Raw genomic sequence first — 24,489 nt, 5'->3', positions numbered from 1 at the left:
GGCATTGTTGTTATTCGACGTGTTTTTCACTTACGGGCATTTACCAAAGTGCAACGCTGTAGCTCACCAGCAAACGCACTTCGTCTGCATCGCGAGCCGAGTAGTTGGAGCGATAAGTGGCATTACGCAAACGCACGGCGACATCCTTCAAGGCGCCGCTTTGTACTACATATTTGATCTCGGTGTTGCGTTCCCACTCCTTGCCTTCTTCACCGTTCTTGAGCTTGATGTTGTCACCGCTCAGGTAACGACTCATGAAGCTCAGGCCTGGAATGCCGAGCTTGGCGAAGTCGAAGTCGTAGCGAGCCTGCCAGGAGCGCTCTTCAGCGCCGGCGAAATCGTTGATCTGCACGAAGTTGACCAGATACGGGTCGCTGCCATCGACGTAAGGGAAAGCGCTGTCGCCAGACATGTGCTGATAACCGGCGCTGAATTTGTGCCCGCTCAGCGCGTAGCTGACCAGACCGTTGAGCGAGCGGTTGTCGATCTCGCCGCCACGGGCCGCGCCCTGATCATCACTGACGGCAAAACGCAGGTCAGTGGCAAACGTGCCCGGGCCCATCGGCCGCGAAGCAACCAGGCCGAAGAAGTGCTGGTTATAGACTTCGTCGAGTTGCGCGAAGTGGTAACTGCCGGTGATTTTGTCGGTGAACTTGTAGTCGACGCCGCCAAAGTCGAAGTGTTTGCCGGCCGCGGTACCAGCGAAACGGCTGTTCTTGTTGTTCAGGGCGATGTCTTCGAAATCGGTGCTGTCGCGATCCTTGGCTTTCTCCAGACGGCCGCCGGTGAAGGTCAGGTTCTTGATCTCTTTGGAGGTCAGCAAGCCGCCCTCAAAGGTCTGCGGCAGAATGCGCCCGTCGTTGGGTTTGAGGATCGGCAGTTCAGGAATCAGGCTGCCGATTTTCAGCTCGGTGGCGGAAATTTTTACTTTGCCGGTCAGGCCGACTTTCGAGTATTCATCGGCGGCGCGCCCGTCATCGTGGGTCGGCAGCAGGCCGGTACCGGTGCGGTCCGGGCTTGAATCGAGTTTGACCCCGAGCATGCCTAAAGCATCGACACCGAACCCCACGGTGCCATCGGTGTAGCCCGATTGCAGATTGAGCATGAAGCCCTGAGCCCATTCGTCACGCTTGGATTGCTGGGCGCTGGTGCCATCGCGAAAGTCGCGGTTGAAATACATGTTGCGGGTTTCGAAGGTGGCGCTGCTGTCTTCAATGAAATCGGCAAAACTCAACGGCGAAAAACCGGCAAGGGCGGCGGCACTGACGAGGGCGGTGTGGCTGAAATGGGAAGGGCGAACAGGCGTGGACGCCTGAGGCTGCATGGACGGCATGCGGGTGTACTCCGTTTATTGTTCTTATTGGTCGAAAACGCTTCGAGGCGTTTTTCTTTGCGCTGTGTGGCATCAGCGACGGCAGTCGGAACTGTCCGTGGGCCGACTGTAACCAGCTAACCTTTCGCTAACCTTTCAGCAGACTTTCAAGGTTTTCGGGCTTCACAGCGGCGGTTGCGGCTGTAAACTCCGCGGCAAAGCGTGGCGTTGGCCATCCCTGAACGAGGTAAAAATCCATGCGTGTCCTGCTCGTCGAAGACCATCTGCAACTGGCCGAAAGTGTCGCTCAGGCGCTCAAGAGCACCGGTCTGACCGTGGATGTGTTGCACGATGGCGTGGCCGCCGATCTGGCGCTGGGCAGTGAGGAATACGCCGTGGCGATCCTCGATGTCGGCCTGCCGCGCATGGACGGTTTTGAGGTGCTCGCGCGTTTGCGCGCTCGCGGCAAGAATCTGCCGGTGCTGATGCTGACCGCGCGCAGCGATGTGAAGGATCGCGTCCACGGCCTTAATCTCGGTGCCGACGATTACCTCGCCAAACCATTCGAACTGACTGAACTGGAAGCACGGGTCAAAGCCTTGTTGCGCCGCAGTGTGTTGGGTGGTGAACGCCAGCAGCGCTGCGGCGTGCTGGCCTACGACCTCGACACCCGGCGTTTCACCCTTGGCGAAGAATTGCTGACGTTGACCTCTCGCGAACAAGCGGTGCTGGAAGCTCTGATCGCCCGGCCGGGGCGGGTGATGAGCAAGGAGCAACTGGCGTCCCAGGTGTTCGGCCTCGACGAAGAAGCCAGCCCCGACGCCATCGAAATCTACGTGCACCGCTTGCGCAAGAAACTCGATGGCCAACCCGTCGCCATCGTGACTTTCCGTGGTCTTGGTTACCTGCTGGAAAGCCGCGATGCATAAGCCCAGCAGCCTGCGCTGGCGCTTGCTGTGGAACCTCGCGTTGCTGCTGGTGGTGTTGATGCTCGCCAGCGGATTGAGCGCGTACTGGAACGGTCGCGAAGCCGCCGACACGGCATACGATCGCACGTTACTGGCCTCGGCGCGGACCATCGCGGCGGGGCTGTCGCAACGTGACGGCACACTGAGTGCCGATGTGCCTTACGTCGCACTCGACACCTTCGCTTATGACAGCGCCGGGCGCATTTACTATCAGGTCAATGACATCCATCAGAAGCTGATTTCCGGCTATGAGAACCTGCCCGGGCCGCCGCCGGGGACGCCGCGCACCGACAGCTATCCCGCATTGGCGCGTTTCTACAACGCCACCTACAAAGGGCAAAACGTACGCGTGGTCAGCCTGCTGAAAGCAGTGACCGAACCGAACATGAACGGCATGGCGGAAATCCGCGTCGCCGAAACCGACGAGGCGCGGGTGAGCATGGCGCGCAGTCTGGCGGCGGATACGTTGCTGCGTTTGGGTATGTTGGCGATCGGTGCGTTGCTGTTGGTGTGGTTCGCGGTCAGTGCTGCGTTGCGACCACTGGAGCGTTTACGCACGGCGGTGGAAGAACGTCAGCCCGACGACTTGCGCCCGCTGCCATTGGTTGAAGTGCAGCATGAGCTGTGGCCCTTGGTGCGCGGACTCAACCATTTCACCGAGCGTCTGCGTGGTCAGTTCGAACGACAGGCGCAGTTCATCGCCGATGCGGCCCATGAGTTGCGCACGCCATTGGCGGCGCTGAAGGCGCGGCTTGAATTGGGCCTGCGCTCGAACGAACCCGAGACGTGGCGCACGACATTGGAATCCTCGGCGCAAAGCACCGATCGCCTGACCCATCTGGCCAATCAGTTGCTGTCGCTGGCGCGCGTCGAAAACGGTGCCCGGGCGATTGCCGAGGGCGGCGCACAGTTGCTCGATCTGAGTCAGTTGGCCCGGGAATTGGGCATGGCCATGGCGCCATTGGCACACAAGCGCGGGGTGGCGCTGGCGCTGGAGGCGGACGAACCCGTCTGGCTGCGCGGTGAGCCGACGTTGCTGAACGAGTTGTTGAGCAATCTGGTGGACAACGCTTTGGCGCATACGCCACCGGGCGGTAACGTCATTTTGCGCGTGACCGCTCCGGCGGTGCTTGAGGTAGAAGATGATGGGCCGGGGATTCCGCTGGAAGAGCGCGATCGGGTGTTCGAACGTTTCTACCGGCGTAATCAGCAGGTGGCAGGTTCTGGGCTGGGGCTGGCGATTGTCGGCGAGATCTGCCGGGCGCATTTGGCCCAGATCACTTTGCACGATGGCGAGCAGGCGGGGTTGAAGGTGCGGGTCAGTTTTATTGCCGGGTGACTTGCAGTGTTTTTGTTGGCCTCATCGCGAGCAGGCTCACTCCTACACTGGAATGCGTTCTCCTGTAGGAGTGAGCCTGCTCGCGATGGCCACAATAAGGTCTCGGATCAGTAAAACATCGTCCGCGACTCTTCCAGATCTTCACACAGCGCTTTGTTCTCAGGATCAATCCCGAGCTTTCTGAACGCCGGAACAGTCATTGGATCAATCCGCGCAAACGGATGATCCGTGTCCTTGTGGCAATACAGGCTCGCCACTTGCACCAGATCGACGTAATCAATGGCCGTCGAATCGCGCTTGAAGTCCTGATAGCGCCCCGGCAATTCCACCAGTCGCTCCGGGAACTCCCAGACGCGCAACAATTTGTCGCCCAGCAACGGATGAATGTGATCGATCACATGGTTGAGGCTGACCGGGTCTGACAACAGTTCGTAGTGATCCTCGGCGTAAGTCAGAATCGGCAGCACGCCAATCTGATGCACCAGCCCGCCGAGCGCTGCCTGATCGGGTTTGAGCTGGGTGTAGCGGCGACACAGCGCATAACTGACCCCGGCAATTTCCAGACTCTTGCGCCAGACTTCGCGCATCTTCTGCTCGACCACTTCGGAGCGGGCGTGGAAAATCTGCTCCATCACCAGACCGATCGCCAGGTTGCTGCTGTAGTTGATGCCCAGCCGGGTGATGGCGGTGTGCAGGTCGGTGACTTCCTGTGCGGCGCGCAGCAGCGGGCTGTTGACCACTTTGATCAGGCGCGCCGACAGCGCCGTGTCCCGGCCGATCACTTTGCTCAGGTCGCTGACGCTGATTTCCGGGTCTTCAGCGGCCTTGCGAATCTGCAGGGCCACTTCCGGCAACGTGGGCAGAACCAGGTCATCGTTATCGATGGCCTCAACCAAATCCTGTTGGACTTTTTCCGCCAGTTCGCTCATTTAAACTCTCTAGGGTGTTGCAACAAATGCTGCGATCAGCGCTGGATTTCGCGGTCGCGATCCAGTTCGTAAGGCAGGTCGAGCAGATGCAGCGCGGGACCTTCGAGGGTGCCCAGATGCAAATCACCGGCTTCGGCAGCTTCGGCCTGCAGCACCGCCAGGAGTTCAATGTTTTGCCCGGCGTTGGCGGCCAGCACCACTTCGCCGATGGCGCTGTTGTGGCTCGGCGCAAACAGTTGTGTGCCAGGTTCCGGCAAATCAGCAGCGTCCAGGCTCAAGCGATACAAACGACGTTTGAGTTTGCCCAGGTACTGCATGCGCGCAACGATTTCCTGGCCGGTGTAGCAGCCTTTCTTGAAACTCACGCCGCCAACGGCCTGCAGATTGAGCATTTGCGGGATGAACAGCTCGCGGGTGCTGGGCATGACCTGACCGATACCGGCGCGGATCTGACCCAGCAGCCATTGATTCAGCTCGGCTTCAGGCAGGGCCGCGGACAATTTGGCTTTGATCGCGTCAGCCTGATCGGCCGGTGCCCAGAGTTCGGCGCGATTCGGCGAGATGCGAATCGCGATCAGGCTTTCATTACGCACGAGGCTGTCGGTTTCTGCCGGCAGGTCCAGACCGAGGCTGGTCAAGGCGTTATCGCCATGCTCCAGGCCAAAACGTACCCAAGCGGCACTTTCGTCGGTCAGTTTCGATTTGGAGAACACCGCGTACTTTTTCAGGTCCGCCAGTTGCGGCTCCAGCAGTTCGCTGGCCATCGCCAGCACCACGCCGTCACCTTCGAGCAGAATGCGGAAGCTCGACTGCATCCGGCCCTTCTGCGTGCAGCGGGCGCCGAGGCTGGCGCGGCTGTCGCTGAGGTAATTGAGGTTGCAGGTCAACTGGCCTTGCAGGAATTTTCCGGCATCCGCGCCGCGAACCGCGAGAACGCCTTCATGAGACAGGGTGCAGAAAAAAGCAGAATCGGCCATGGGTCTTCGCAGGGTAAATAGACTGGGGCACATCATAAGGGCGCGTTGGTGAAATGGGTAGTTGATAAAGGATCGGTGGTGCCCGACCAAAGCCGACTGTGCGACCCGCGCCAGGGCTGTATACTTGCCGGCAAATTTGAGGAGGGCTCCATGGTCGAACAAGTTGAACTGAATCGCCTGTTTTGGCACAGCCGTCGCGGCATGCTTGAGCTTGACGTGTTGCTGGTGCCGTTCGTGCAGGAGGTTTACGCGACGTTGAACCAGGTGGATCGCGATCTGTATGTGCGTTTGCTGACGTGCGAGGATCAGGACATGTTCGGCTGGTTCATGGAGCGCAGCGAGTCTGAAGATCCGGAACTGCAGCGCATGGTTCGCATGATCCTGGATCGTGTCCAGCCCAAGTAACACGTTCGAATGCCGCTGGCATGCCTCGCGGCAGTTGCTGGCGGCGTATCTGTTGGCCCAGGCGTTCGCACTGGGTGCTTTGTTTCTGCTTTCGATTCCACTCTGGGCCAGCGTGCTCGGGGCTTTTGGCTGTCTGCTGCATGGCTTTTGGGCGTTGCCAAGGCAGATTCTGTTGAATCATCCCAAGGCGTTTCGTGGATTGCGTCGGGACGCCGATGGTTGGCAGGTGTGGAATCAGGCGGATGGTTGGCAAGCGGCGCAGCTGCGTCCTGACAGCCTCGCGCTGCCCTTGATCGTGGTGCTGCGTTTTCGTCTGCGCGGGGAATGGCGGGTCAGATCGGTCTGCGTGCCACGGGACTCGCAAACGGCGGATATGCACCGACGTCTGCGAGTACGGCTCAAGTTCAGCCGACGTAGGTGGGTGGCACCAGAATAGTGTCGAGTGCTTCGGGCAGCATGTCCGGGTAGTCGAGGGTGTAATGCAGGCCGCGACTTTCCTTGCGCTCCATGGCTGAGCAGATCATCAGTTCGGCGACTTGCGCCAGATTGCGCAACTCGATCAGATCGCGGCTGACTTTATAGTTGCTGTAGAACTCGTCGATCTCGTCCAGCAGCAGACGCACGCGGTGTTGCGCCCGTTGCAGGCGCTTGTTGGTGCGCACGATGCCGACGTAGTCCCACATGAATCGCCGCAGTTCATCCCAGTTGTGCGCGATGATCACGTCCTCGTCGGAGTCGGTGACCTGGCTGGCGTCCCAGGCGGGCAGGGCGCTTGGCGCGGCGACATCGTCCAGTTGCGCGAGGATGTCGGCTGCTGCCGAACGGGCATAGACAAAGCATTCCAGCAACGAGTTGCTGGCCATGCGGTTGGCGCCGTGCAGGCCGGTGAAGCTGGTTTCGCCAATCGCGTACAAGCCCGGCACGTCGGTGCGACCTTGTTGATCGACCATCACGCCACCGCAGGTGTAGTGCGCGGCGGGTACGACCGGGATCGGCTGTTTGGTGATGTCGATGCCGAACCCCAGACAGCGCTCATAAACAGTCGGGAAGTGACTTTTGATGAACGCTTCGGGTTTGTGGCTGATGTCGAGATAGACGCAGTCGACACCCAGACGCTTCATTTCATGGTCGATGGCCCGGGCGACGATGTCGCGTGGTGCCAGCTCGGCGCGCTTGTCGAAGCGGGACATGAAGCGTTCGCCATTGGGCAGCTTCAAATGCGCGCCTTCGCCGCGCAGGGCTTCGGTAATCAGAAAACTCTTGGCCTGCGGGTGATACAGGCAGGTCGGGTGGAACTGGTTGAATTCCAGGTTCGCCACCCGGCAGCCCGAGCGCCAGGCCATGGCGATGCCGTCACCGCAGGCGCCGTCGGGGTTGCTGGTATAGAGGTAGACCTTGGCGGCACCTCCGGAGGCCAGAATCACGAAGCGTGCGCCGTAGGTGTCGACCTCGCCGGTTTTGCGATTGAGTACATAGGCGCCGAGGCAGCGCTCGCCGTCCATGCCTAAACGGCGTTCGGTAATCAGATCAACGGCAACCCGCTGCTCCAGCAATTCGATGTTCGAGCGCTCTTTGGCCTGGGCCAGCAGGGTTCTGAAAATCGCTGCGCCGGTAGCATCAGCGGCGTGGATGATGCGCCGATGGCTGTGGCCGCCTTCTCGGGTCAAATGGAATTCGAACCCGCCGTCTTCAGTGCCTGACTGATCGTCGCGGGTGAAGGGTACGCCTTGGTCGATCAGCCACTGGATGGCTTCACGGCTGTGCTCCACGGTGAAACGCACGGCGTCTTCATGGCACAGCCCGCCACCGGCGTTGAGGGTGTCCTCTACATGGGATTCGACAGTATCAGTGTCATCGAGCACGGCGGCGACGCCACCCTGGGCCCAGAAGGTCGAACCGTTGGCCAGATCGCCTTTGCTCAATACGGCAATGCGCAAATGACCCGGCAGGGTCAGCGCGAGACTCAAACCGGCAGCACCGCTGCCTATGACCAGAACATCATGTTGGAATTGTTGGCTCATTACAGGATTCCGCTCAAAGCGACCCGGGTCGGGGGTGGCGCAAGACAGCTGGATCGGCGAGTCAAGACAGCCACACAGCCCACTAGTATATAGAGGGGGGGGACGGCACAATAGCCGCGCCGATATGGCATTGTGAAACTACTGTGACGGGAAAAACGGGTGCTTCGTCGGAAGTTTTTTTCCCATGTTGGGGGAAAAGGCGACTGTATCGGCGCTGAAACAGACTTTTTCTGCACAGGGTTGCCCAATGTCGGGTGGCGACGGCTATAAATAATTGGAACTTTTGCCAAAGGCCCAAGATCAATAGTCGGTGCCAGAGATAAGGGACAGTGTCGGCTTCAGTGCGGAATCTGTGGTTGGATTCCTGCCGGCGAAACCGATGACAAGATTATTCGCGCAGCCGGTTTATCCCGAGCTGCGTTTTTCGTGCGTGCCAAATCAGAGCCCGCAGGAAACTTGCCTGGAGGGGGAGAACTTTTGCGAAAAGCCCGAGTCTATGTTTGCAAGTCTGGTCGTTTAGTTATGCAAGTCTCCTTCGGGCTTATCGAGGAGTGTTCATGCTAACCCAGGAAGAGGATCAGCAGCTGGTCGAGCGCGTTCAACGCGGCGACAAGCGAGCTTTCGATCTGTTGGTGCTGAAGTATCAGCACAAGATTCTCGGGTTGATCGTGCGTTTTGTGCACGACACCCATGAAGCCCAGGACGTGGCTCAGGAAGCCTTTATCAAGGCGTATCGAGCACTTGGAAACTTTCGCGGCGACAGTGCGTTTTATACGTGGCTGTACCGTATTGCCATCAACACGGCAAAGAATTACCTGGTTTCACGCGGCCGCCGGCCGCCGGATAGCGATGTAAGTTCCGAGGATGCAGAGTTCTATGATGGCGATCACGGCCTCAAGGATCTCGAGTCACCAGAACGTGCACTGCTGCGGGATGAGATCGAAGGCACCGTCCATCGAACCATCCAGCAACTGCCAGAGGATTTGCGTACGGCTTTAACTTTACGTGAATTCGATGGTCTGAGTTACGAGGACATTGCGAGCGTCATGCAATGTCCGGTGGGTACCGTGCGCTCCCGGATTTTCCGCGCTCGGGAGGCCATCGATAAAGCCCTGCAGCCGTTGTTGCAGGAAAACTGAGACAGCGGCGACAGCCAAGAGAGGAACGCCATGAGTCGTGAAGCCCTGCAGGAATCGCTGTCCGCAGTGATGGATAACGAAGCGGACGAACTGGAATTGCGTCGGGTGCTCAATGCACTGGACGACGTAGAAACCCGTGAGACCTGGGCTCGTTACCAGATCGCTCGGGCAGCCATGCACAAGGATTTGCTGCTGCCACGTCTGGATATCGCTGCGGCAGTGTCTGCTGCACTGGAAGACGAAACGGCTCCGGCCAAAGTATCTCGCAGCCCATGGCGCAACCTCGGCCGTCTGGCTGTTGCAGCCTCGGTAACTGTTGCCGTGCTGGCCGGTGTTCGCCTGTACAACCAGGACGAAATCGCTGGCGTCGAACTGGCTCAGCAATCCAATCAGCCAACCCTGGCGACCCCACAGGTCAAAGGTCCGGCTGTTCTGGCAGGCTATAGTGAGAGTTCGGAAGCCACTGGCCCAATGGCCAATGGCGTATTGCAAGGTCAACCAGGCTGGCATGATCAGCGTCTGCCAGGTTACCTGCGACAGCACGCTCAACAGGCTGCACTGAAAGGCACTGAAAGCGCACTGCCATACGCACGTGCAGCAAGTCTGGAAAACCGATAAGGAGGATCATGCGCGCCATACCTCTACTTTCGCTTCTGCTCAGTGGCTGGTTCGTTGTTCCAGCCCAAGCTGATGAGGCCCAGGACTGGTTGACCCGTCTGGGCCAGGCCGAGCAGCAGCAAAGCTTTCACGGCACATTCGTTTACGAGCGTAACGGTAGCTTTTCTACCCATAACATCTGGCATCGCGTCCAGAATGGCCAGGTCCGCGAGCGTTTACTCCAGCTCGACGGTTCGGCACAGGAAGTCGTGCGCATTGATGGACATACTCAATGCGTCAGCGGCACCCTGATTGCCGGGCTGGGGGATTCTCCCAACTCAGCCGCTCGTCCTCTCGATCCGCAAAAGCTGAAAAACTGGTATGACCTTGCCGTCATCGGCAAATCGCGCGTGGCCGGGCGAGACGCAGTGATTGTATCGCTGACGCCTCGCGATCAGCATCGTTACGGTTTTGAATTGCATCTGGACAGGAAAACGGGTTTGCCACTGAAGTCGTTACTGCTGAACGACAAGGGGCAGTTGCTCGAACGTTTCCAGTTCACCAGTCTTGATACTGATGACGTCCCTTCGGACAAAGACTTGCAGGCCGACGCCGACTGTAAAGCGATTACGCTCGACAGCGACAAGGCTTCGGCCGTCAAGACCGCTCAGGTCTGGCACTCTGAATGGCTGCCGCCGGGTTTTGAATTGACCAGCAGCACCTCGCACAAAGATCCGGAAACCAAGACCCAGGTCAACAGCTTGCTGTATGACGATGGTCTGGCGCGTTTCTCGGTGTTCCTTGAGCCGTTGAACGGTGCAACAGTGACCGATACCCGGACTCAACTTGGCCCGACTGTCGCCGTTTCTCGTCGCCTGACTACCCCCGAGGGCGAAATGATGGTCACGGTGGTTGGCGAGATTCCGATTGGCACCGCCGAACGAATTGCTCTGTCGATGCGTAATACCGATGGCGCTGCGACCAGCAAGCAGTGAGCTGATTTCAATCATTACCACCTATTCATCGAGACGTAGATGAAATGTTTGCTGAGCATTTTCATTTGCAAATACCCCGAAAATTTTTTATAGGTCAGAGCCTCACGGCTCTGGCCTTGTTTGTTGTTCCTGGAACAAAAATGCCGGTCGGTGGTTTCCGGTGTTCCTTGCTCCATATCGCTTAACCCTGCTCGTCGTAACGGGAGCTGTATGTCGATACCAAGTTTGAAATCTTATCTCTCCATTTTCGCCACCGTGCTGTTGCTCGGTCAGGCGGTGCCTGCTGCGCAAGCGGCCGATCTGCCTGACTTCACCCAATTGGTCGAACAAGCTTCGCCAGCCGTGGTGAACATCAGTACCACGCAGAAGCTGCCGGATCGCAAAGTGAACCAGCAGATGCCTGACCTCGAAGGTCTGCCGCCGATGCTGCGCGAGTTCTTCGAACGTGGCATGCCGCCTCAGCAGCGTTCGCCGGGCGGCGGTGGTCGTCAGCGTGAAGCGCAGTCGCTGGGCTCGGGCTTCATCATCTCTTCCGATGGCTACATCCTCACCAACAATCACGTGATTGCCGATGCCGACGAAATCCTCGTCCGCCTCGCCGACCGCAGTGAAATGAAAGCCAAACTGATCGGCACCGACCCGCGGTCCGACGTGGCGCTGCTGAAAATCGAGGGCAAGGACCTGCCGGTGCTCAAGCTCGGCAAGTCCCAGGACCTGAAAGCCGGTCAGTGGGTCGTGGCAATCGGTTCGCCATTCGGTTTTGACCATACCGTGACTCAGGGCATTGTCAGTGCTGTCGGCCGCAGTCTGCCAAATGAAAATTACGTGCCGTTCATCCAGACTGACGTGCCGATCAACCCGGGCAACTCCGGTGGTCCGCTGTTTAACCTGAACGGTGAAGTGGTCGGCATCAACTCGCAGATCTACACCCGCTCCGGCGGCTTCATGGGTGTGTCTTTTGCGATTCCTATCGATGTCGCGATGGATGTTTCCAATCAACTGAAGAGCGGTGGCAAAGTCAGCCGAGGCTGGCTGGGTGTAGTCATCCAGGAAGTGAACAAGGATCTGGCCGAGTCGTTCGGTCTGGATAAACCGGCCGGCGCGCTGGTTGCCCAGATTCAGGATGACGGCCCGGCAGCCAAGGGCGGCCTGCAAGTCGGTGACGTGATTCTGAGCATGAATGGCCAGCCGATCGTTATGTCCGCTGACCTGCCGCATCTGGTCGGCGCACTGAAGGCTGGCGCCAAAGCGAATCTGGAAGTGATTCGTGAAGGCAAGCGCAAGAACGTCGAGCTGACCGTTGGCGCCATTCCGGACGAAGACAAAGAACTGGATGCACTGCCGAAGTCCGGCGCTGAAACCACCAGCAACCGTCTTGGTGTTGCTGTGGGTGAGCTGACCGCCGAGCAGAAGAAAACCTACGACCTCAAAGGTGGTGTGGTGATCAAGGAAGTGCAGGACGGTCCTGCGGCCCTGATCGGTCTGCAGCCAGGTGACGTGATCACGCACCTGAACAACCAGGCCATCGGCTCCAGCAAGGAGTTCGGCGAGATCGCCAAGGCGCTGCCGAAGAATCGTTCGGTGTCGATGCGCGTTCTGCGTCAAGGTCGCGCCAGCTTCATCACCTTCAAGCTGGCTGAATAATCCAGCGGCAGGGTAAAAAAGAAACCGCCTCGATAGAGGCGGTTTTTTTATGCCTGAAGCTTTTGTCGTGGCGGGTAACGATCAGCCCATCATGTCCTTGATCATCCGCTCCTGCTCCATCAGCTCACGCTGGCGGGCATCGATGCGTGAGGACAGCGGGAAGTTGCTGCCAGCCTTGCGCTTGGCAAAATCGAGCTGCTGAATTGCCTGACGATAATCGCCAACCAGTGCGAAGTACTCGGCACGAGCCTGGTGCAGGCCGATGATGTTGCCCGACAAGCCACGGGTTTCGGCGACCTGATACCAGACGTCCGGATCATCCGGGCGTGACTTGAGTAGACCTTCGAGTGCCTTCTCGGCATCGGCAGCGCGATTCTGTTTCAGCAGCAGATCAACGCGCACCTGATTGAGCGGATAGTTGCCCGGATACTGCGTAAGCATCCGGTCTACCCGCGACTGTGCGTCAGGCAGGCGATTGTTGGTGATGTCCAGATCGACTTGAGCGAGGTTGTAGATGATCTCGTTGGGTGACTTGGCCAAAAGCTGTTTGAGGTTCTCCCGCGCTTCATTCAATTGGCCGCCCTTGATCTGGGCGATGGCGAGCCCGTAACGAGCCACATCGTTCTGCGGGTTCTCGTCCAACTGCGCACGGAAGCGCTTGCCGCCCAGCCCCGGAGTTTCTTCGTAGATCAATTGCACGCGCGCACGAATCAACTGATAGCGCTTGGAGTCTTCGATACCGCCCTGTTTGGCCTGTTCGGCACGGTTGCGGGTGTCAGCAATACGCGATTCGGTCACCGGGTGAGTCAGCAGGAATTCCGGTGGTTTGGCGTCGAAGCGATACTGACGCATCAAGCGTTCGAACATGGTCGGCATCGAGCGCGGGTCGTACCCGGCTTTTTCCAGATTGAGAATGCCGATGCGGTCAGCTTCCTGTTCGTTCTGCCGGGAGAAAGTGCGTTGCGATTGGATTGCCGCCGCTTGAGTGCCGGCAATGGTCGCGATCCCGGCGTCACCGCCGCCGGCTGCCGCAATGACAATCCCGGCCAGCAGCGCGGCCATCATCGGCACCTGCATCCGCTGCGAGGCCTCGACGCCACGAGCAAAGTGGCGTTGCGACAAGTGAGCCAGTTCGTGCGCCAGTACCGAGGCGTATTCGCCTTCGGTCTGCGCATTGAGAAACAGACCGCCGTTGACCCCGACCACACCACCCGGCGCCGCGAAGGCGTTCAGTTGCGGGCTGTTGATCAGGATAAATTCGAGGCGCCGGTCAGTGACCTGGCTGGTCTCTACCAGCTTATAGACGCTGGATTCGACGTAGTCCTTGAGCTGCGGGTCGTTGAGTTGTGAAACCTGGCTGCGCAACATGGCCAGCCAGGCACGACCGAGCTGATATTCCTGTTGCGGCGAGACAATGGCAGAACTGGCGTCACCGAGTGACGGCAGATCGTCGGCAAAGCCTGGTGAGGCGAGCAGGCAAGCGAGCGTCAGCAGGGTAGGGCGCAGAAAAGTCATGCACAAAGCCTTAGAAGACAAAGACCTTACTGTAGCCGGACACCGGAGCTGCGACCAGATATTCTAGGCAGCTCGACGACCCGAACCGGAGTGACGCAATGACTGACGCTGTAGCCCATGACGTGGAACTGGACGCCAGTGGCCTGAATTGTCCGTTGCCGTTGCTCAAGGCAAAAATGGAACTCAACAAACTTGAGAGTGGCGCCGTCCTCAAGGTAATCGCCACCGATGCTGGCTCGCAGCGCGACTTTCGCACCTTTGCCAGATTGGCCGGTCATACGCTGCTGCGCGAAGAAGACGAAGCAGGCGTCTACCGTTACTGGTTGAAAAAGGCCTGAAACCGACAGCGTTAAATCTAAGGATTATTGATGTTCAAAGTGTTACGCGACTGGATTCAGCGCTACTTCTCCGATGAAGAAGCCGTGGTGCTGGCGGTGCTGCTGTTTCTCGCCTTCACGGCCGTGCTGACCCTCGGCGGGATGCTCGCGCCAGTGTTGGCAGGGATGGTGCTGGCGTATCTGATGCAGGGCCTGGTGGTCACGCTGGAACGGCTGCGCGTGCCGGGTGGCGTGGCGGTAGGGTTGGTGTTTGCGCTGTTCATGGGCGTGCTGATGCTGTTTATCGTCGTGGTGCTGCCGTTACTTTGGCATCAGTTGATTACTCTGTTCAATGAGCTGCCGGGCATGCTTGCCAAGTGGCAATCGCTGCTGCTGTTGCTGCCGGAGCGTTATCCGCATCTGGTTTCCGATGAACAAGTCTTGCAAGCCATCGAAGCGGCACGTGGCGAGATTGGCAAGTTCGGCCAGTGGGCGCTGACATTCTCGCTGTCGAGTCTGCCGCTGCTGGTGAACATCATGATCTATCTGGTGCTGGTGCCGATTCTGGTGTTTTTCTTCCTTAAAGATCGGGCAATGATCGGTGAGTGGGTGCGAGGCTACTTGCCACGCGAGCGCGCGCTGATCACCCGGGTCGCGCAGGAGATGAACCGGCAGATCGCCAATTACATTCGTGGCAAGGTCATCGAGATCGTGATTTGCGGCGGCGTGACCTATATCGCTTTCGTCGCGCTCGGTCTCAACTATGCCGCACTGCTGGCGTTGCTGGTCGGTGTGTCGGTGGTGGTGCCGTATGTCGGCGCTGTGGTCGTGACCGTGCCGGTGCTGTTGATCGCATTGTTCCAGTGGGGCTGGAGTGATCAGTTCATCTATCTGATGGCGGTCTACGGAATCATCCAGACCCTGGATGGCAACGTGCTGGTGCCGTTGCTGTTCTCGGAGGCGGTCAACCTGCACCCGGTGGCAATCATCTGCGCGGTGCTGTTGTTTGGCGGGTTGTGGGGATTCTGGGGGGTGTTCTTTGCGATCCCGCTGGCGACGCTGTTCAAGGCGGTGCTGGATGCGTGGCCGCGCAAGGAGCCGGTGGTGGCGCCGCTACTGTAACGGTTGATCCAGACTTTGCAGGAAGGCTATTCGCGAGCAGGCTCGCTCCCACATTGACCGAGTTGCCAATGCAAGCACGGTTTATTGTGGGAGCGAGCCTGCTCGCGAAAGCGTCAGTAAAAATGACGCAAAACCATCAGGCCTTGTTCAAATCCTGAGCAGCAGCCAATACGGCATCCACATGCCCCGGCACTTTCACACCGCGCCATTCCTGACGCAGAACACCGTCCTTATCAATCAGGAACGTGCTGCGATCAACGCCCAGGTATTCCTTGCCGTACAGCTTCTTCAACTTGATCACGTCGAACAACTGGCAAACGGCCTCGTCCTTGTCGCTGATCAACTCGAATGGAAACTCCTGCTTGCACTTGAAGTTCTCATGGGACTTCAGGCTGTCGCGTGAGATACCGAAAATCTCCGTGTTGGCAGCCTTGAACGCGGCGTACTGGTCACGAAAGCCCTGGCCTTCGGTGGTGCAACCCGGGGTGCTGTCCTTCGGGTAGAAGTAGATCACCACTTGTTTGCCCTTCAGGGCGGACAGGCTGACGGTCTGCCCGCTGGTGGCAGGTGCTTCGAAATCGGCAACCGGTTGGTCGATGACAACGGCCATGAAAGCTTCCTTACATTGGGTTTTGTGGGCGCCAAGGCTCGATCAGTGCATCCAGGTTCATCGCATCGGAGAAATCGAGGAACTGGTCGCGCAGCCAGCTGATCTGGGTGCCGGCCGGCAGGGTCACGGTGAACGTGGCGTTGAGCATGGTGCCGCCGGTCTGCGGCGCCTGATAGGTGTCGCAGGTCAGGTTTTCCAGCTCGACGTTGTGGTCCATGAAGAACTGGCACAGCTCATTGATGATGTCCGGACGATACGCCGAGCTGACATAGGCCACGTAAGGCAGCGCCTGCGGACGATTTTCCAGCGGCGCGCTGCGCACCACGTTAGCCGTGAAGGCATGTTTCTTGGCCAGGCCCGGGAGGCTGCCCTCCAGGCGGGCGAGGGCGTCCCAACTGCCGGAGATCTCGAGGATCAGCGCACTGCACTCGCCGTGGCGAGTCAGGCGCGAAGTAACCACGGCGCAGCGATTTTCATGGCTGGCGCGGCACAGGACGTTAGTCAGCTCCATGGGGTTGGCGCCAAGGGCACTGATGACAAGGAATTGTTCGCGAACTGTGGGGGTGGACATGCAGCATTCCTAAAGCGATGAGCGGTCGGTAGGTTTACGCGCGTTGGCTGCCGGGGAGTGCCTGTTCTGGCGGTCCGTACAAAGAGGCCCGGCAAGCTCGCGGCTCGCTCCACTATAGCGGGAGCGCGCCGATGCGACGCAGGAACGGGGTCTGGGAGGCCGAAAAGGGAGGCTGGAACCCGGCGTACAAGCTGATCAGTACCGATCAAAGTCTGAAGGGTAGCGAAAAGCGGCGCCAAGGGGAATGGCAGCAGCGCAGTACTTCGCTTGTGCAAGCATCTTGGCGCCAGTACCATTACCGCTCTCTTTTTCCGGCAGGAGCGGTTTCATGATTGCGGGCAGTATGGTGGCACTGGTCACTCCCATGGATGCACAAGGGCGTCTTGACTGGGACAGCCTCAGCAAACTCGTGGACTTCCATCTCAAGAACGGCACCCATGCCATTGTCGCGGTCGGCACTACCGGCGAGTCGGCAACTCTTGATGTAGAAGAGCACATCGCCGTCATCAAGGCCGTGGTCAAACAGGTTGCCGGGCGTATTCCGGTCATCGCCGGCACTGGCGCCAACTCGACCCGCGAAGCCGTCGAGCTGACCCGCAACGCCAAGGAAGCCGGCGCCGATGCCTGCCTGCTGGTTGTTCCGTACTACAACAAGCCGACTCAGGAAGGCTTGTACCAGCACTTCAAACACATCGCCGAGTCTGTCGACATTCCACAGATTCTCTATAACGTTCCTGGCCGCACGTCGTGCGACATGCAGGCCGAGACCGTGATTCGCCTGTCCACCGTGCCGAACATCATCGGTATCAAGGAAGCCACCGGCGACCTCAAACGTGCCAAAGCGATCATCGATGGCGTGAGCAAGGATTTCATCGTGCTGTCCGGCGATGATCCGACCGCCGTTGAGCTGATCCTGCTGGGTGGCAAAGGCAACATCTCCGTGACTGCCAACGTCGCTCCGCGCGAAATGGCTGATCTGTGCGAGGCCGCGCTCAAGGGCGACGCCGACACCGCACGGGCGATCAACGAAAAACTGATGCCGCTGCACAAAGACCTGTTCATCGAAGCCAACCCGATTCCGGTGAAGTGGGCTTTGGTTGAAATGGGCCTGATGCACGAAGGCATCCGCCTGCCACTGACCTGGCTGAGCACACCTTGTCATGAAACGCTGCGCTCGGCCCTGCGCCAGTGCAGCGTCCTGGTTTAATTGAGGAAGTACAACGCATGAAGCGAATGGCCGGACTTTCCGCACTTGCCTTGATTATCTCCAGCACCAGTGGCTGCGGATGGGTCTGGGGCCCGGAAGGTTATTTCCGTGACCGTGGTAGCGATTACCTGGAAGCGCAACAGACTGCACCGATGCAACTGCCACCGGATGTCAGCACCTCCAAGCGTCTGGATCCGCTGCTGCCGATCCCGCGCAACGTCGCTGATGACACCGCCAAGGGCGAATACATTGTTCCGCGTCCTCAGCCGCTGTCGGCCGTTGCCGATGCCAGCGATTACTCGCTGCAGAAGAGCGGTGATTCGCGTTGGGTCGTGGCCCAGCACCCACCGGCCGAAGTCTGGCCAGTGGCTGTGCAGTTCTTCCAGGACAACGGCTTCCGTCTGGATGAACAGCGCCCGCAAACCGGTGAATTCACCACCACCTGGCAGCATTCCGACGAGCTGTCCGCCGCCATGGCCAAGCGCCTCAGCGCAGCCGGTATCGCCAGCGACAGCGAAACCCGCGTGCGTGTGCGCATCGAGCCGGGCGTGCAGCGCAACACCAGTGAAATCTACGTGGTCAGCGCCGAGCGTCCTGCCGGTAGCACTGCCGATGTGGCCTTCACCAATCGTTCGGTCAACACTGGCCTGGATGCCGCCCTGGTCGACGACATGCTCGCAAGCATGAGCCGTATCTCCGAAAAGGGTGGTTCGGTGTCGATGCTGGCTTCGCGTGATTTCGATACGCCGAGCCGTGTCAGCCTCAGCGAAGACGGCAGCGGCAACCCGGTGTTGAACGTCGGTACCGATCTGGACCGTGCCTGGTCGAGCGTTGGCCGTGCACTGGAACAAGGCGAATGGCGCGTTGAAGACATCAACCGCAGCCTTGGCCTGTACTACATCAACCTGGCCGAAAAAGCCGAGAAGAAAGACGACAAGCCTGGTTTCTTCAGCAGCCTGTTCGGCAGTGCGCCGACCAAGGAAGAAGTTGAATCCCGTGCCGAGCGTTATCAGGTTCGCCTGAGCAAGGTTGGCGAGAACATCCAGGTGACCGTCGAGAAAAACATCAACACCGTCGCGCCGGCCGAAGTGGCACGCAAAGTGTTGAGCGTGATTCAGGACAACCTGGGCTGATCAATCATGCGTTTTGCCGTTCTCGGCAGCGGTAGCCAAGGGAACGGCACGCTGATCGCCAGTGCTGATACGTATGTGCTGGTGGATTGTGGTTTTTCCCTGCGGGAAACCGAAAAACGCCTGTTGCGCCTGGGTGTGAACCCGGCGCAACTGAGCGCGATACTCGTAACCCACGAACATGCCGACCACGTGCATGGCGTGGGTTTGCTGTCTCGGCGCTACAATCTACCGGTCTACCTCAGTCGCGGCACACTGCGCGGGATGCGCAAACCGATTGAACCCGCAGGCTTCCTGGCTGGCGGCGAGCAACTGCAGATCGGTGCACTGAACATCGGGGTCATTGCCGTGGCTCATGATGCGCAGGAACCGACCCAGTATGTCTTCAGTGATCACCAGCAGCGGCGCTTCGGCCTGCTGACCGACCTGGGTTCCTACTGCGAGCGGGTGCTGGACGGTTATCGGGATCTCGATGCGTTGATGATCGAGTCCAACCATTGTCGTGACATGCTGGCCCGTGGTCACTACCCGTACTTTCTCAAGCAGCGGGTGGGCGGCGAGCTGGGACATTTGAACAACCATCAGGCGGCATTCCTGGTGTCCGAGTTGGGTTGGCAGGGTTTGCAACACCTGGTCCTGGCCCATCTGAGCAGCAAGAACAACCTGCCGCAGCTGGCCCGGCAATGTTTTGTCGACACCCTCGGGTGCGACCCGGACTGGCTGCAACTGGCCGATCAAGATTCAGGGCTCGACTGGCGCCACATCGCCTAGCCCACCTACTTAGCAAGCGGAGCCCATCATGGAAAAACGTGAAGAACTCTACCGCGGCAAAGCCAAATCGGTTTACAAGACCGACGACGCTGACCGCTTGATCCTGCTGTTTCGCAACGACACCTCGGCGTTCGACGGCAAGCGCATCGAGCAGCTCGACCGCAAAGGCATGGTCAACAACAAGTTCAACGCCTTCATCATGCAGAAACTCGAAGCGGCCGGCGTACCGACCCAATTCGACAAACTGCTGGCCGACAACGAAGTGCTGGTCAAGAAGCTCGACATGATCCCGGTCGAGTGCGTCGTGCGTAACTACGCCGCTGGCAGCCTGGTCAAGCGTCTGGGCGTTGAAGAAGGCCTGAAGCTCAACCCGTACACGTTCGAACTGTTCCTGAAGGACGACGCCAAGGGCGACCCGTTCATCAACGAATCCCACGTTGTGGCATTCGGCTGGGGCACCGCCGAGCAACTGGTTCGCATGAAAGAACTGTCGCTCAAGGTCAACGAAGTGCTGACCAAGCTGTTCGACGACGCCGGCCTGCTGCTGGTCGACTTCAAGCTTGAATTCGGCGTGTTCAGCGACGGCTCGATCGTCCTCGGTGACGAGTTCAGCCCGGACGGCTGCCGTCTGTGGGACAAGGACACCAAGAAGAAGATGGACAAGGACCGCTTCCGTCAGGGCCTCGGTGACGTCATCGAAGCTTACGAAGAAGTCGCCAATCGTCTGGGCGTACCGCTTTAATCGACGCAAGCATCTGATAGCACGAAGAAATTTTCGAAAGAGGGTTTGCTTTCGGTAAAAGTGTTGTTATGATGCGCGCCGTTGGAGAGATGCCAGAGTGGCCGAATGGGACGGATTCGAAATCCGTTGTACCTTCACCGGTACCTAGGGTTCGAATCCCTATCTCTCCGCCATTACATAGAAAAAGCCCCGTAGATGAAAATCTACGGGGCTTTTTCGTTTCTGCGAATCCGGTATTCGTGGCGATAGCGGAGGCGCTGAAGCGCTGAAGCGCGTCTTGCGCGGTGAGGTCGTTGGGGCGAGGCAATTTAAGTAAATACAGCCTCTGCCGACATTAGAGATACGACGCTCACAGGACTCGCCGGCCCATTTAAAGCAGCGTTCGCAGAGTAGAGGGCTGTCATTATTGGCGAGCGATCGGCCGCCAGATCACACCTGTCATCGTTTATCCTCTGCCCAGCCATCAGGCCAGCGCTCTCACTAAAGTGGATACTTGCTCACCTCGCCGTGAAAGGCGCATCCAGCGAGTTCCAGCCTCGCTCCCTATTTGAATTGGTTTGAATATGATAATTCCACCATCAGCCCAAGGTGCTCACCGCGTATCTGAACTTCAGTCCGTCAAGTCAGCCAGCGGCGCCGTTTCCCAGGTCGAAGAGTGCGAAGTGCTGGTTGCGCAGTTGCCAGCATTCGAGGATGGCGAGCCGCCAGTCGGCGTGGTCATCCATGCGTTTTACCCCGAAGTGCTGAAAGGTATCCTGCGCCGTTTGATTAAACTTTCTGAACGCCTGCATCTCTACGTGACCTGCGTAGCCGGGTGTGAAGATGAGATCTGTGCTCAGCTGACGGCCAGCACATTGAGTTTTTCGCTATACCGGGTGCCGAACCACGGCAGGGACGTTTTGCCGTTTCTGCGGGTGCTGCCGTTCTTGCGTGCCGATAACATCCGCACCCTGGTCAAGCTGCACACCAAGCGTTCGCTGCACTTGGGCGGGGAGATCGATTGGGGCGTTGAACTATTCGATGATCTGCTGGGCCCGGTACGATTCAGTCGAGCGCTGGAACACCTTGCCGACCCGGTGCACGTTCCAATGCTGGGTCCTCAGCGATACCTGGTGCCAGTCACCCGATTCCTCAGCGAAAGCAACCGTGCGTTGCTTGTCACCTTGGCCGAGCGTGGCGGCATTGATCCGCAAGGCATCAATGAGGCGGATTATTTTGCCGGCACCATGTTCTTTGCGCGCATTGAAGTGTTTACGCCTCTGGAGCGGATTCAACTGACGGGCAGCGATTTCGAAATCGAATGTGGCCAGCTCGACGGTACTCTGGCACACACGTTAGAGCGGTACTTCGGCGTTCTGGCGAATGTTGGCCGTCAGCAGCGCAATATCGACCTTTATCAGCGCTGGCTGGCGAGTCGGCAACTGGCCGCCGTCGAGGTCGAAGGTTTGCCCGCGCGACTGGCGAGCTGGCCGCGGCAACCGGATGTGTTGTTGGTGTTGACCGACACGACGGGTGATATCGGACTGTTGCGTTCCAGCCTGGCAAGCATCGACCGCCAGCTTTATCGGGCGGCGGCCATCGTGGTGCTGTCCAATGCCGAACCTGTAGGCGTGACGCCAGCCGATAATCTGGTCTGGCTGCCGTTGGCCGAATCCTGGCCGAGCCAGCTCAATGAACTGTTGCAGGAGATCGACGTTGACTGGTGGTATCTGTTGCGCGGAGGAGACGAACTGGATCCCCATGCGCTGCTTTTGCTCGCCGAAGGCATCGCTCTCAATCCCGGTGTCAGCGCTTGCTACAGCGATGAAGATTCACTGACCGCGGAAGGCTGCCAGAGTCCGGTATTCAAGCCGGATTTGAATCTGGATATGTTGCGCAGTTATCCGTATGTCGGCCGCGCACTGGCTTTCAGTCGCGAGGCCGCGCTGTCTGCTGACGGCTTTGATCCCGCCTTCAGCGAACTGGCGCCCCATGATTTGCTTTTCCGGCTGATTGAAAATCACGGTCTGGGCACTGTCGGGCATCTCGCGGATGTGCTGGTGCACCAGGCCATCAATTTCCCCCAGTGGCTCGGTGAACCCCAAGTCATCGCGAACTCGGCTGCCATCGTCGGGGCGCACTTGCAGCGCCTGGGCGTGGCTCATGAGCTGCAGGCCGGACCTTTGCCAATGGCCAACCGTGTGGTCTACCAACATGCGGAACAACCGCTGGTCTCGATCCTGATTCCCACCAAGGACTGCCTGCCGATGCTGCTGCGCTGCATCGAAAGCATCATGGAGAAAACCAGCTATACGAATTACGAACTGATCATCGTCGACAACAACAGCGAAACCGAAGAAGCCCGGGACTGGTTCAACGGTATGGAGCTGTTGAACAATCCCAAGGTGCGCATTCTGCGTTATCCGCATCCGTTCAACTATTCGGCGATCAATAATTTTGCCGTCAACCATGCCCGCGGCGATTACCTGGTGCTGCTCAACAATGACACGGTGGTCATTGATGGCGACTGGCTTGGTGCGATGCTCCATCACGCCCAGCGGCCAGAAGTGGGGGTAGTCGGCGCCAAGCTGTTATTCCTCGACGGGACTGTTCAGCATGCAGGCGTGGTACTCGGGTTGCGTGGCGTTGCAGACCACCCGTTTATCGGCGATTCAATGCAGTCCAACGGCTACCTTCACCGCTTGCATCTTGATCAAAACTACAGCGCGGTCACCGCCGCCTGCCTGATGATCAGCACCGAGCTGTACCAGCAAGTGGGTGGAATGGACGAGGTCGACCTGGCCGTTTCCTATAACGATGTGGATCTGTGCCTGAAAGTCGGCCAGGCCGGGCGGTTGATTGTCTGGACGCCTTATGCGCTGCTCGTTCACGAAGCCAGTGTGAGCCAGAACAACGTCGACACGACCAAGGAAGAAGCCAAGCGTAAAAGGTTCAAGGGCGAGCAGTCGGTGATGTACCAGCGCTGGCTTGGGCAAATCGCCAACGATCCAGCCTACAACCGCAACCTGACCCTGGAGGGCAGCGGTTTCTCCTCCAAATACCGCACCGATACCGACTGGCACCCGTTTGCCAGTCGTGAGTTGCCTCACGTGCTGTGTCATCCCGTCGACTCTTTCGGCAGTGGGCACTACCGCGTGCGTCAGCCTTTCGCTGCCCTGAAAGCCGCGCAGCTGATCGGCGGAGCGGTGAGCGACGAGGGGCTGCAACCGACAGAACTGGAGCGCATTGCGCCGGACACGATTATTTTCCAGGGGCAGCACACAACGCCTCATCTGGAGTACATGCAGGACACCAAGGCATTCTCCAGGGCGTTCAAGGTTTACGAGCTGGATGACTATATTCTTGACGTGCCCGCTGGCAACTTGAACCACGAATTGCTTCCCAAAGACATCACCAAACGCTTGAAGAAAGCCGTAGGGCTGTGCGATCGGTTGGTGGTGTCGACCGAGCCGCTGGCCAATGCGCTGAAGGGTTTCAACGCCGACATCCGGGTGATGGAAAACCGCCTGCCGAGCCATTGGTGGAGCGACCTGACCAGCCGTCGCCAACAAGGTCGCAAGCCTCGGGTTGGCTGGGCCGGCGGCTCGAGTCACAGCGCCGATCTGCAAGTCCTTGCCGAAGTGGTTCGTGCGCTGGAAGGGGAGGTTGAATGGGTGTTCATGGGGATGTGCCCACCAGCACTGCGGCCTTATGTCCATGAGTTCCATAGGGGGGTGAGTATTGAAAAGTACCCGCAAAGACTGGCCGGCCTGAACCTGGACCTGGCTTTGGCACCTCTGAAAGACAACTTTTTCAACGCCTGCAAAAGCAATTTGCGCTTGTTGGAATATGGCGCTTGTGGTTTCCCCGTGATCTGCTCGGACATCCTTTGTTATCGTGGTGATTTCCCGGTGACGAGAGTCAGGAACCGTTCGCAAGACTGGATTGCCGCTATTCGCGAACATCTTGCTGAGCACGATGCCAGCGCCAAGGCTGGAGACGCCCTGCGCAGCGTTGTACTCGATCACTGGATGCTCAAGGACGAACATCTGTTGGCGTGGCGAAACGCCTGGCTGGCGGACTGAACAAGAGGCCAGCGTTGCGCGCTGCTTCTTCAATGTCTTTCGATACCGGCCCGAAAAAAAGCCTCACAGCCTTGAAACTGTGGGGCTTTTTCATATCTGCAGGATCGTGCTGAG

Annotated in this window: 22 protein-coding genes and 1 tRNA gene; 16 read left to right on the top strand and 7 right to left on the bottom strand. The window is 58.7% G+C overall.

The window, feature by feature from the left end; all coding sequences use genetic code 11:
• Nucleotides 1-40: 40 nt before the first annotated feature.
• Complete coding sequence (locus CKW17_RS05710) at nt 41-1,333, bottom strand: OprD family porin (RefSeq protein ID WP_095119117.1); 1,293 nt, start codon at nt 1,331-1,333, stop codon at nt 41-43.
• A 236-nt stretch (nt 1,334-1,569) separates the two neighbouring features.
• Between CKW17_RS05710 and CKW17_RS05705 the strand changes: the two genes are divergently transcribed.
• The gene (locus tag CKW17_RS05705; RefSeq protein WP_007911422.1) at nt 1,570-2,241 is read left to right on the top strand and encodes a response regulator; all 672 of its coding nucleotides are present in this window, start codon (nt 1,570-1,572) and stop codon (nt 2,239-2,241) included.
• Nucleotides 2,234-3,619, top strand: coding sequence for a sensor histidine kinase (locus tag CKW17_RS05700; protein ID WP_095119116.1), 1,386 nt, complete (start codon nt 2,234-2,236; stop codon nt 3,617-3,619). Before CKW17_RS05705 ends, CKW17_RS05700 begins: the two co-directional genes overlap by 8 nt.
• Before the next feature lie 107 nt (nt 3,620-3,726).
• Here the strand turns inward: CKW17_RS05700 and CKW17_RS05695 are convergent, their stop codons facing one another.
• Nucleotides 3,727-4,548: an HDOD domain-containing protein gene (locus tag CKW17_RS05695; RefSeq protein WP_016984704.1), complete on the bottom strand. Its 822-nt coding sequence runs from the start codon at nt 4,546-4,548 to the stop codon at nt 3,727-3,729.
• A gap of 35 nt (nt 4,549-4,583) precedes the next feature.
• Nucleotides 4,584-5,525: a folate-binding protein YgfZ gene (locus tag CKW17_RS05690; RefSeq protein ID WP_095119115.1), complete on the bottom strand. Its 942-nt coding sequence runs from the start codon at nt 5,523-5,525 to the stop codon at nt 4,584-4,586.
• 150 nt (nt 5,526-5,675) lie between these two features.
• On the opposite strand from CKW17_RS05690, the gene CKW17_RS05685 reads away from it, so the two are divergent.
• Both CKW17_RS05685 and CKW17_RS05680 read left to right on the top strand, forming a co-directional pair.
• Complete coding sequence (locus CKW17_RS05685) at nt 5,676-5,930, top strand: succinate dehydrogenase assembly factor 2 (protein WP_007911418.1); 255 nt, start codon at nt 5,676-5,678, stop codon at nt 5,928-5,930.
• Complete coding sequence (locus CKW17_RS05680; RefSeq protein WP_095119114.1) at nt 5,914-6,366, top strand: protein YgfX; 453 nt, start codon at nt 5,914-5,916, stop codon at nt 6,364-6,366. Before CKW17_RS05685 ends, CKW17_RS05680 begins: the two co-directional genes overlap by 17 nt.
• On the opposite strand, the gene nadB is transcribed toward CKW17_RS05680, so the two are convergent.
• Nucleotides 6,335-7,951: an L-aspartate oxidase gene (nadB, locus tag CKW17_RS05675; RefSeq protein ID WP_095119113.1), complete on the bottom strand. Its 1,617-nt coding sequence runs from the start codon at nt 7,949-7,951 to the stop codon at nt 6,335-6,337. The genes CKW17_RS05680 and nadB overlap by 32 nt on opposite strands.
• A 557-nt stretch (nt 7,952-8,508) precedes the next feature.
• On the opposite strand from nadB, the gene rpoE reads away from it, so the two are divergent.
• From rpoE to CKW17_RS05655, 4 genes are all read left to right on the top strand, one after another.
• Nucleotides 8,509-9,090: an RNA polymerase sigma factor RpoE gene (rpoE, locus tag CKW17_RS05670; protein ID WP_003172477.1), complete on the top strand. Its 582-nt coding sequence runs from the start codon at nt 8,509-8,511 to the stop codon at nt 9,088-9,090.
• Nucleotides 9,091-9,120: 30 nt separating this feature from the next.
• Entirely contained in the window at nt 9,121-9,708 is a 588-nt protein-coding gene (locus CKW17_RS05665; RefSeq protein WP_007911408.1) for a sigma-E factor negative regulatory protein, read from the top strand.
• 8 nt (nt 9,709-9,716) lie between these two features.
• Nucleotides 9,717-10,682: a MucB/RseB C-terminal domain-containing protein gene (locus CKW17_RS05660; protein WP_095119112.1), complete on the top strand. Its 966-nt coding sequence runs from the start codon at nt 9,717-9,719 to the stop codon at nt 10,680-10,682.
• Between the two features lie 210 nt (nt 10,683-10,892).
• On the top strand, nt 10,893-12,326 hold the full coding sequence (locus CKW17_RS05655; protein ID WP_095119111.1) for a DegQ family serine endoprotease: 1,434 nt from the start codon (nt 10,893-10,895) through the stop codon (nt 12,324-12,326).
• A gap of 81 nt (nt 12,327-12,407) precedes the next feature.
• On the opposite strand, the gene CKW17_RS05650 is transcribed toward CKW17_RS05655, so the two are convergent.
• Nucleotides 12,408-13,841: a M48 family metalloprotease gene (locus CKW17_RS05650; protein ID WP_095119110.1), complete on the bottom strand. Its 1,434-nt coding sequence runs from the start codon at nt 13,839-13,841 to the stop codon at nt 12,408-12,410.
• Between the two features lie 98 nt (nt 13,842-13,939).
• Between CKW17_RS05650 and CKW17_RS05645 the strand changes: the two genes are divergently transcribed.
• Both CKW17_RS05645 and CKW17_RS05640 read left to right on the top strand, forming a co-directional pair.
• Nucleotides 13,940-14,179, top strand: coding sequence for a sulfurtransferase TusA family protein (locus CKW17_RS05645; protein ID WP_095119109.1), 240 nt, complete (start codon nt 13,940-13,942; stop codon nt 14,177-14,179).
• 30 nt (nt 14,180-14,209) lie between these two features.
• Entirely contained in the window at nt 14,210-15,280 is a 1,071-nt protein-coding gene (locus CKW17_RS05640) for an AI-2E family transporter (protein WP_095119108.1), read from the top strand.
• A 136-nt stretch (nt 15,281-15,416) separates the two neighbouring features.
• Here the strand turns inward: CKW17_RS05640 and CKW17_RS05635 are convergent, their stop codons facing one another.
• Together CKW17_RS05635 and CKW17_RS05630 are read right to left on the bottom strand one after the other, a co-directional pair.
• Complete coding sequence (locus CKW17_RS05635) at nt 15,417-15,890, bottom strand: peroxiredoxin (protein ID WP_095119107.1); 474 nt, start codon at nt 15,888-15,890, stop codon at nt 15,417-15,419.
• A 10-nt stretch (nt 15,891-15,900) separates the two neighbouring features.
• Entirely contained in the window at nt 15,901-16,461 is a 561-nt protein-coding gene (locus tag CKW17_RS05630; protein WP_038358363.1) for a glycine cleavage system protein R, read from the bottom strand.
• Nucleotides 16,462-16,789: 328 nt separating this feature from the next.
• Here CKW17_RS05630 and dapA point away from each other — a divergent pair, with 328 nt between their 5' ends.
• The 6 genes from dapA (at nt 16,790) to CKW17_RS05595 (ending at nt 24,375) form a co-directional block, all read left to right on the top strand.
• A complete protein-coding gene (gene dapA, locus CKW17_RS05620) occupies nt 16,790-17,668 on the top strand; it encodes a 4-hydroxy-tetrahydrodipicolinate synthase (RefSeq protein WP_007911392.1) in 879 nt (292 codons plus the stop codon).
• A gap of 17 nt (nt 17,669-17,685) precedes the next feature.
• Nucleotides 17,686-18,801, top strand: coding sequence for an outer membrane protein assembly factor BamC (gene bamC, locus CKW17_RS05615; RefSeq protein ID WP_095119105.1), 1,116 nt, complete (start codon nt 17,686-17,688; stop codon nt 18,799-18,801).
• Nucleotides 18,802-18,807: 6 nt separating this feature from the next.
• Entirely contained in the window at nt 18,808-19,569 is a 762-nt protein-coding gene (locus CKW17_RS05610) for an MBL fold metallo-hydrolase (protein ID WP_095119104.1), read from the top strand.
• Between the two features lie 28 nt (nt 19,570-19,597).
• Nucleotides 19,598-20,311, top strand: coding sequence for a phosphoribosylaminoimidazolesuccinocarboxamide synthase (gene purC / locus CKW17_RS05605; protein ID WP_007911389.1), 714 nt, complete (start codon nt 19,598-19,600; stop codon nt 20,309-20,311).
• An 83-nt stretch (nt 20,312-20,394) separates the two neighbouring features.
• Nucleotides 20,395-20,484 (top strand) — tRNA-Ser (locus CKW17_RS05600).
• A gap of 390 nt (nt 20,485-20,874) precedes the next feature.
• Complete coding sequence (locus tag CKW17_RS05595; protein WP_095119103.1) at nt 20,875-24,375, top strand: glycosyltransferase; 3,501 nt, start codon at nt 20,875-20,877, stop codon at nt 24,373-24,375.
• Nucleotides 24,376-24,489 lie beyond the last annotated feature (114 nt).

The organism is Pseudomonas sp. Irchel s3f10 (assembly GCF_900187515.1).
Taxonomy (GTDB): Bacteria; Pseudomonadota; Gammaproteobacteria; order Pseudomonadales; family Pseudomonadaceae; genus Aquipseudomonas; species Aquipseudomonas tensinigenes.
This window is presented reverse-complemented; position numbering and strand designations above follow the sequence as displayed.